This window comes from Cupriavidus sp. UYPR2.512 (assembly GCF_000379565.1).
Classification (GTDB): Bacteria; Pseudomonadota; Gammaproteobacteria; order Burkholderiales; family Burkholderiaceae; genus Cupriavidus.
On the sequence record NZ_KB902893.1, the window covers coordinates 1 to 7,681 of the forward strand.

Sequence of the window (7,681 nt, forward strand, 5' to 3'; positions counted from 1 at the left end):
GTACGCAGGTGATGCGCTCGCGCATCGAGCCGATGAAGAAGTTCGCCCGCACCGTGCGTGCCCACCGTGAGCTGATCCTCAACTACTTCCGTGCCCGCAAGCAGTTCTCCAGCGGCGNCGTCGAGGGCCTGAACAACAAGGCCAAAGTCACCATGAGAAAATCGTACGGATTCCGAACCTTCAGGGCGACGGAAATCGCGCTATATCATGCACTTGGCAATCTTCCTGAGCCTTCGTCAACCCACACTTTTTCCTGACGAACCCAAAAAAAGCCCGCTCCGGCAATGCGGAAGCGAGCTTGTTCGCAGGAAAACCCGTTGCCACGCCCCTTCCGGGGGCGTGGCAAACAGGGAGCTGTGCGCCAATGCGCATGCTCTACTTGAGGACGTAAAGTCGTCCTCGTGCAGCATGGTCACGCTGCACTTCAACCCATTTAGAACACGTGGTTCGCCGCAGGTTCACGGATCAGCCGACGACGGCCGTTCTGCCCAGGAGGGGCCAAGAGAGAGAGACGCCACATGGTCCCGAGCTCGAACGGTGTCCACAGCGCAGAAGCAGCACTGATAAGGACGCGTATTACGGATGATAGATGGGGAGCAGACGGCGAAGTTGCTCATCACAATGGAATGTCCACACCGGTAGCCAACCGGTCGGCGCATGCGCTAGGGCACGACTTGAGAAATGCAGTGGACTCGCGGTGGAGTCAGGTCGATGCGTCGGAGGCGCGAGGTGTGATTGGATTATGCATCGACGCCACAATTTGCATGCCCCGGAAAGCTTGCGAATTTCATATAGCTTTTGCGGCAAGCGTCCATGCGGTCCTGGCTGACAATTTGCGGCGAGAGAGTAAACGCCGAAATGGATATGGCCACGCCTGACTATGATGGGAGCGTCCCGGGTCCGGACGAGAACAGCAACGACAACAGCAACGACGACGCAGCCCGCCGCAAAGCCGCCGGCTTGCGCCCTATCCTGCGCCTTGGCAGCGATGGCCGCCTCGCGAAGATCGTGCCTGAGACGGACTCGCGCGCCGTCGTCATCTACTGTTCCACCTTCGTTCGCGATTTTGTCGCGCGGGACTTCAATTTTTGCGCGGCGCGACCTCAAAGATCGCGTCAAGAAGGAATGCGAGCGCACCGGCCGCAAGTTCCTGTACTGGAAGCAGGCCGCGCCGTCCGAGTCGATCCGCCTCAACCCGCTGGAGAACTGGTCGCAGCCCTCGGAGATCCCGAGCCGCATCGCCCAGCTGATGGAAGAAGGGCCGTTCCGCGACTTCGCCTTCCTCTTCATTGACCGGGCGGTCAAGGGTGAACTGTATGTAGGCGACAAGCCGAACCTGCGCTCGATCCTCAACTATGCGCAGTCCGGCATCAACAGCCTGCTGGAACGGTGCCTCAAGCGCTTCTTCCCCGAATCCGGCATGGCCGACTGGGAAGATGAGGTCAACGGATTCATGCAGAAGCTCGGGCAAAAGAGCGATGCGACGCTCCTCGACGGCATGGTGCAGCTCTACCTGCAGCGCTTCGCCAACGTCGGGCGCGCTCACGAATCGATCGACGGCCTGGTCTCGACGTTCACGCATGACCGCGAGCATTACATGCGCATCATCGCCTCCGCGCTGCCTCTGCTGCAGATGCTGGCCACCGGCGAGACCGGCCTGATGCTCGCGCCCAAGGCCGATGACTTCGAAGATGACCGCGAGATCTGGGACATCGACAAGATCATCAAGCAGAAGGCCGTGCTGTGCGTCGGGCTCGACTCCATGTCCAACAGCATCGTCGCCAAGGCCATCGCCTCGATGATCCTGTCCGACATCGCCTCAGTGGCCGGCACGATCTACAACTTTTACGACAAGCCGCCCGGTGTCGTCCTCATCATCGACGAGGTGGCCGAGGCCATCAACGAGCAGGTGATCCAGATCCTGAACAAGGGGCGCGGGGCGGGCTTCAAGGCCTTTGTTGCCTTCCAGAGCCGGTCCGATTTGGAGGCCAATCTCGGTAACGCAGCAAAAATTCTGCAGGTGTTGGCGAACCTCAACAACCAGATCATCTTACGATTGGAAGACACCGACACGGCGCAGTGGTTCTCCGACAAGGTGGGCGAAACCGGCATCACCAACATCGTCCAATCGAGCACCACCAGCACCGGCAGTGAGGCCCACGTGGGCGAATTCAGCGGATCGGTGTCCCGTTCCCGGCAGCTGGAGAAAGTGCCCCTGATCCCGGTGCGCCTGATTACCCAGCTCCCCAATTTGCAATATTTCCTGCGGGTTTCCGGTGGCGCTGTCTACCAGGGCCGCATCCCCATCATCGAAGGATAGTTCGCACATGACCAGCCTGTTTCGCCAGATCGTCAAAGAGCACAAGCTCTCGGCCAAACTGTCGCCCGTCTTCATCTGCTTCCCAGAGCTGGATGACGTCTGCACCCGCCTCGTTGACTTCATCGGCCTGAACTTCATTGTGCGCGACGAGCCGCTGGTGAAGGAGATGCTGATGGACGCCCTCGCCGGCTATAAGGCCGAACGCAAGGACGGCTATGGCAACGTCGCCTTCATGCGAGGCCTCTTTGGCCGCGCGCACGAGCTGTACGCCAAGCGCTACGCCGCCTTCAAGGGCGAGAAGTACACCGTCTGGGCGCCCTTTCTGGAACCGATTCCGCTATTCGAAGGCCGGCAGGCGCCCGGGTATGTGTGCCGCATGGTTGACGAGCCCTGCCCCGAGCCCATCACGCCGCGCAGCGCGGCCTTCCAGCTCGCCGCCCGCGTCCTCAAGGGACCGACCTTCCGCCGCTATTTCGAGGAATACGATGTCTGTGGCCAACTCGCTCATTGCTAAGCTTTCCGGCCTCGCCCCCGCGGAGGTCGCGGATATGCGGGCATGGGTGCGCGCGAACGATGCCGATGCGCCGGTACCGGAGCGGTTCGCCCAGGGCCGGCACGCCTTTGCCATGGCGATGGTGAAGCTTGAGCAGACCCGTCCTGCCCAATTCTGGGGCGGGCTGCTCGCCTTTGTCGCGATTCCGATCCTGGCCCTGCACGCGCTGGTGCGCTGACATGAGCAACAGTCGTTTCGTATCGCACCTGCGTCTGTGGCTCATCGTCATGCCTGTCCTGTTGGCGACGCTCGCGCCCATGCTGCCTGACGACAGGCATTTCGAAGTCGACCCCGCCGAACAGGCCACAGTCGCATCGCTGTTCGGGGAGGATCGGGCCGAAGGCCTTGCTAGCCGTGCCAATGCGCGCTTCCGCGCCTGGTTCGTTGACTCGGGCGCGGTCCGCCGCTCCTATTCTGGCTCTGCCAACCCGAGCCTGATCAACGACGGCGGCACGGCCGGTCTTGCCGCCGGCTGGATACAGCATTTCTGGATGGAGATGTACCGCGGCATCTACCGCGCCGCGGTCGCCGGCAACTGGGCATGGGGTGCGTTCTTCTTTGCTGTCGCCATGCTCAACGACGGCGCCGTGCAGCGGCGCATCCGCGCGGCGGCCGCAGGGGTCGCAAGCCCCGTTGGCTTCCACCTCGCAGCGCACGGCCTGCTCATTACGCTCGGCGTGAGCGCATCGGCCCTGCTGTTGCCATTCTCGCTGCCCGCCTCCGTCTGGACGGTCGCCACCGCTTGCGTGGGCGTGCTGGCCTAGCGTCTGGCTGCCTCGTTCCACGTGAATCGGTAGGCGCCCTCGCATTCACCACTACCTACAGTATTCAACGCGGATCGCCCAACCATGGTGGTCCATTCAGGAGAAAACCGCATGACCACCACTACCGACACCGCCGTTGTCACCCAGGACGACGCACTGCTCGCCGCCACCACGGATGCCGTGGCTCCAAACACCGCCATCGGGGAACCGGCCGACGCCCCGCCGGGCACCAGCCCTGGCGTGATCGACGGCGCCGACGACGGCTCGATCGAGCGTGAACTGGTGGACATGGAAACGGCGGCCGATTCGCTGCGCAAGGAAGGCCTGATCTCGGCAGACGAAGCGGAAGAGAAGAAGGCAGAGGTCGCCAACACACGCAAACGGTTCCGTGAGCTGAAGCCGGAGGACCGCGCCGCGATCATCCGCCGCCGTCGCGAGATCGGTGCGCAGATTCTCACCCGCCAACTGGCAGGCGCCGCAGTCGTGCCGGTCGCCATCAAGCTCAACCACACCCGCCTGCGCCCGCTGTTCGAGCAATGGTGGCCGTTCATGAATCGCATGAGCATCAACCTGCGGCGCTTCGGCGGTGCCACGTTCGGCAAGGGCGAGCTATCCACCGTCGAAACCTACTTCGAGCGCGAACTGACGCGCCTGGAGGACTACGTCGATGAGCAGCTGCGCGTGGCGGAAGCGTACCGTGGCCAGCGCGAATCGGAGATGCGGGCCAAGAGCGACATTGTGTTTGAGCCGACAGTCACACTCCCCTCTCTGAACCTGACGGTCGAGGCGTACTCGCGCTTCTCCATGCGCGTGCTGGGCGTCCTGGCGAAGTTCGACCGCACCATGGATCAGTTCGACTTCATGGTCTGGAACGGCATCCGCGATCAGAGCGATATCAACGACGAGGTCGCGACCTTCCTGCGCAAATTCCACCCGCTCGGCCTGCGCAGCTACATGACTCACCTGAAGCTCATGACGACCGTTAGAGGCATTTGAACTCGTTGGCCGGTCATCCTCTGGCCGGCCACTGCCCTGCAACATCAACCGATTGACGGGATATGAACATGAAAGGCGCTTGGGTCGAGTTTCAGACCGATCTGGACTCGTACGGTGAAGGCCGTGTTGTCGCACATAGCGAGCGCACCGGCGACCTGGTCATCCGTGACGACGATGGCATTCACTGGCGAGGCGCCGAAGACCACATCGAAGTCATCGTCCAACCTTCAGAGCGTGACACGCATGCTGGATGAGCTGAATCCCGCGCAACGAGAGGTCGTGAAGCTACGGCGACATTGCGTCGCCGTGGCCTGTCCCGGTGCAGGTAAGACTAAGACCATTGCCACCAAGGCTGCGATGCTTCTGGCGGAGCCCAAAGCTACCGTGGGCGCCGTGACGTTCAGCAAAGACGCCGCGCTCGAGCTTCGAGAGCGTATCCTCGCGCTTGCCGGACCAGCGACGAAGAAGCGGCTGCTTGCCGGTACATTCCATTCTCTCGCCTATAAGCAGCTGGGACGGCGCGACGGTGGCACGCCAGACATCGCCACCGAGGGCGATCGTACCGGTCTGCTCATCCAGGTCCTCTCCGACGTCGGGTTGGACTGGAAGGTGGAGGACGCCATCGCAGCAATCGAAGCAATCAAGACCAACTTCGGCCAGGTGCAAAGCGGCAGCGCGGAAGAAGTCCTTTACCGCGGCTACCAGGATTCACTGGATCGAAATGGAAAGATTGATTTCCAGGACATGCTGCGACTCGCGGTGGAAGGCATGCAGAACGGCACCATCGAGCCCTATCCGTTCACGGACCTTCTGGTCGACGAGTTTCAGGACACCGATCCCCTGCAGTACCAGTGGATTGCGTTGCACGCCCATGCCGGCTCGATCGTGACCGTCGTTGGCGACGACGACCAAAGCATCTATGGCTTCCGCTCGGCGTTGGGCTTCCGGGGAATGGAGTCGTTCATTCGCCAGTTCGATGCGCAGCCGGTGGTGCTAGGCAACAACTACCGCTGCCACGCAGAAATCCTTGGCGCGGCCGACAGGATCATCCGGAACAACCGTGACAGGATTCCGAAGGAGCTGGTTGCACACAAGGGCCCCGGTGGGCAAGTTCAGTTCCAACGCTTCCCTGACGAGTATGCCGAGGCAGTGGCCGCCATGGAGCACTTGGCGGTGGCGCTAAGGAACGGCCAGTCTGCGGCAATCCTTGCCCGTACCAACCGCATCCTTGACCCGGTCGAGGCCGTATGCCGTTCGCATGGCGTCAAATATTATCGGGCGTCCGGCAAGTCGATCCTGAGCCGCCCAGAGGCTGCGCTGATGTGCAATCTTCTGGAACTGGTCCAGAAAACGAAGAGTACCGGTGTTGATGCGCTGCTGTCCTTTGTCGGGATTGGAACTCAAGAACTCCGGCTCCTGCACAGCAAGGGCCGTGCGAATACAGAACAACGCCAGCGAAAAGAGCTTCTGGAACTGGGTCTCTCGGAAGCGTCCGCCGACCGCTATCGTGAACTCATGAAGCGGCTTGCGGAGTGGCGATCGCTCTGCGACAGGCAGTTCTACTCCCTGGTGCTGGAGGGCGCGCGTGAATGGATGATGCAGTATACCGACGCGGATCCTGCCCGTCGTGCCATTACCACGACCTATGACGTGCTATCCCGACTCAATGGTCCATTCTCCGACCGGCTGGAGTTCCTGCGCCGCGACAACAATGAGCCGGCACCGGACGCGCTGATCCTTACAACCATGCACAGCTCCAAGGGGCTGGAGTGGGATCGGGTATGGATCATTCGGGCTGAGGAGACCGTTGTGCCCGATGAAAAGAGCATCGAATCGGAAGAGCGCCGGCTGTTCTATGTGGCGGTGACTAGAGCGCGGGAAGATCTGCGTCTATCGATGGCGAAAAAGAATCCGACCTCTCGATTTGTGTTGGAGGCAGGTATTGATGCGGCGATCGCTACATGATGCCGCAAGAGACATGGCGCTGGGACCCGGTGGTCGCTGCCTGCAAACGGAAGCACGTGCAAAAAGGGATGGCGTCCGAATTGCGCGCAAGAAATCCCGTTATCGGAATGCCAATGAATGCGCGACCGCTGAGCGCCAATCCTCCACTTGTCCGCTGCGGCACAAGTGCGGTGTGGCCACGCGGATATCCAAGGAGGAGTGGATGAGCCCGTAGGCGTCTCCATAGACGAAAAAAAACCTGGAGTTGCAGCTCCAGGCTTTTCATCGGCATAGGCAAAATGGGTTGCAAGCTTCGAAACCCTCTTGACTCGACCTACAAGACAGATCAAGTGTACGAAGCCCGCGCCTTCGCTGTCAATGCTCCCTTTCCAAGTTTGCGCTGATCGAAGATGAAATGTAGCTTCGACGGGCTTCCTATTGCCCGAAGAACAACACCATGCGGCGGTACGTCGCAAGTTCCCAACCCTATCGCTGCCGATGGCCGGCAACCCAAGGCAGCCAGGCTCGATGCCGATCGGTTGCCCGAGCGGATTCTTAGAGCCATTGCGCTGGTCTACGAGTCCGATGGACTTCGGACTTTGCACATCACGAACCGTCAGGTATTGGCCACGCTCGTCCGCTTCACTTTGAACCAGAAGGATCCCTCTGCGCTCGCCTTCATAAAGAAGGCAACAATTGCGCATCACCTCGGAATCAGTGAGGCTACTGTCTATCGAGCGCTTGAAGATGCCGGGCTTATAGAGCGTGAACGGCAGCAGCGCACCAGGGCCCAGCTCGAGGTCGTTGGGCGGATCGGGTTCTCTGCAAAGTTACTCCGATGCATTGGAATCGTCAGCCCGCAGCTGCAGTCCACTGTCCACGTTCCGGTCCGCTCTGATGAGTCCGGAGCCTCTACACGTATCGCACCGGTGAGTGGCGTAAACAAGACCATGCAGTCTTCTACGAAGAAACATCCGGGGCGGGGATCCTTTTTGCTGATTGACGGTCGGGCGGTGCCTATGGACCTGGCGCCCCTGGTGCGCGATCAAGCGCTAAAGATGTCCGCGCTGTTCCTACTGATGAGGCTCGCGCGAACGGCGGGCC

Annotated in this window: 7 protein-coding genes and 2 pseudogenes; all 9 read left to right on the plus strand. The window is 61.0% G+C overall.

Features of this window, described 5'->3' with window-relative positions; translation table 11 throughout:
* Positions 1-257: transposase (locus tag A3A5_RS38005; RefSeq protein WP_018310249.1), on the plus strand; the 257-nt coding region annotated here is incomplete at its 5' end.
* 848 nt (positions 258-1,105) lie between these two features.
* Positions 1,106-2,320 (plus strand): annotated as a pseudogene (gene traD, locus A3A5_RS38010) (conjugative transfer system coupling protein TraD); the annotation flags it as partial.
* Between the two features lie 7 nt (positions 2,321-2,327).
* Positions 2,328-2,834: a hypothetical protein gene (locus A3A5_RS0108920; protein ID WP_018310251.1), complete on the plus strand. Its 507-nt coding sequence runs from the start codon at positions 2,328-2,330 to the stop codon at positions 2,832-2,834.
* Positions 2,806-3,051 (plus strand): hypothetical protein, encoded by a 246-nt coding sequence (locus A3A5_RS0108925; RefSeq protein WP_232431299.1) that lies wholly within the window; start codon positions 2,806-2,808, stop codon positions 3,049-3,051. The genes A3A5_RS0108920 and A3A5_RS0108925 overlap by 29 nt, the downstream gene beginning before the upstream one ends.
* A 1-nt stretch (position 3,052) precedes the next feature.
* On the plus strand, positions 3,053-3,637 hold the full coding sequence (locus tag A3A5_RS0108930; protein WP_018310253.1) for a DUF4400 domain-containing protein: 585 nt from the start codon (positions 3,053-3,055) through the stop codon (positions 3,635-3,637).
* Between the two features lie 111 nt (positions 3,638-3,748).
* Positions 3,749-4,633 carry a hypothetical protein gene (locus tag A3A5_RS0108935; RefSeq protein WP_018310254.1) on the plus strand — a complete coding sequence of 295 codons (885 nt, stop codon included), beginning with the start codon at positions 3,749-3,751 and terminating at the stop codon, positions 4,631-4,633.
* 68 nt (positions 4,634-4,701) lie between these two features.
* Positions 4,702-4,887 (plus strand): hypothetical protein, encoded by a 186-nt coding sequence (locus tag A3A5_RS38015; protein ID WP_157637164.1) that lies wholly within the window; start codon positions 4,702-4,704, stop codon positions 4,885-4,887.
* Positions 4,877-6,598 carry an ATP-dependent helicase gene (locus tag A3A5_RS0108945; protein WP_018310256.1) on the plus strand — a complete coding sequence of 574 codons (1,722 nt, stop codon included), beginning with the start codon at positions 4,877-4,879 and terminating at the stop codon, positions 6,596-6,598. Before A3A5_RS38015 ends, A3A5_RS0108945 begins: the two co-directional genes overlap by 11 nt.
* A gap of 389 nt (positions 6,599-6,987) precedes the next feature.
* Positions 6,988-7,681: pseudogene (locus A3A5_RS44565) on the plus strand (DNA-binding protein); the annotation flags it as partial.

Coding starts and splice junctions, on each gene's coding strand:
- A3A5_RS0108920 (WP_018310251.1), top strand. CDS start 2,328: ATGACCAGCCTGTTTCGCCAGATCGTCAAAGAGCACAAGCTCTCGGCC.
- A3A5_RS0108925 (WP_232431299.1), top strand. CDS start 2,806: ATGTCTGTGGCCAACTCGCTCATTGCTAAGCTTTCCGGCCTCGCCCCC.
- A3A5_RS0108930 (WP_018310253.1), top strand. CDS start 3,053: ATGAGCAACAGTCGTTTCGTATCGCACCTGCGTCTGTGGCTCATCGTC.
- A3A5_RS0108935 (WP_018310254.1), top strand. CDS start 3,749: ATGACCACCACTACCGACACCGCCGTTGTCACCCAGGACGACGCACTG.
- A3A5_RS38015 (WP_157637164.1), top strand. CDS start 4,702: ATGAAAGGCGCTTGGGTCGAGTTTCAGACCGATCTGGACTCGTACGGT.
- A3A5_RS0108945 (WP_018310256.1), top strand. CDS start 4,877: ATGCTGGATGAGCTGAATCCCGCGCAACGAGAGGTCGTGAAGCTACGG.